This window comes from Nostoc sp. CCY 9925, from assembly GCF_963920935.1.
In the GTDB taxonomy this organism is placed as follows: domain Bacteria; phylum Cyanobacteriota; class Cyanobacteriia; order Cyanobacteriales; family Nostocaceae; genus Nostoc.
The window spans coordinates 1-224 of the sequence record NZ_CAWUDO010000343.1; the positions used below are offsets into that span (position 1 = coordinate 1).

Consider the following 224-nt stretch of genomic DNA (forward strand, 5'->3'; position numbering starts at 1 on the left):
GTTGCGGGCCGTCGTCACACTGCTGAAGACATTGGGCATCGCGATGGCATACGGCGAATCGCGGCGGATCTTCGAACCATACAGGCCGACCATCCAGTCCAGGCCGGTCTCGCCGCTGGGCAGATGCGACAGGCGGGCCTCGGCGCTGTACTGCTCGACAGAGGAATTGAAGCCGCTGGATGCCCCCAGCACCGACTCGGGCATCCAGTAATCCCAATCCATCC

General features: G+C 63.4%; 1 protein-coding gene. It reads right to left on the reverse strand.

Going from position 1 to position 224, the window contains the following annotated elements; translation table 11 throughout:
• On the reverse strand, positions 1-204 hold a 204-nt coding region (locus ACM0OY_RS40700), incomplete at its 3' end, for a hypothetical protein (RefSeq protein ID WP_414574349.1).
• Positions 205-224 lie beyond the last annotated feature (20 nt).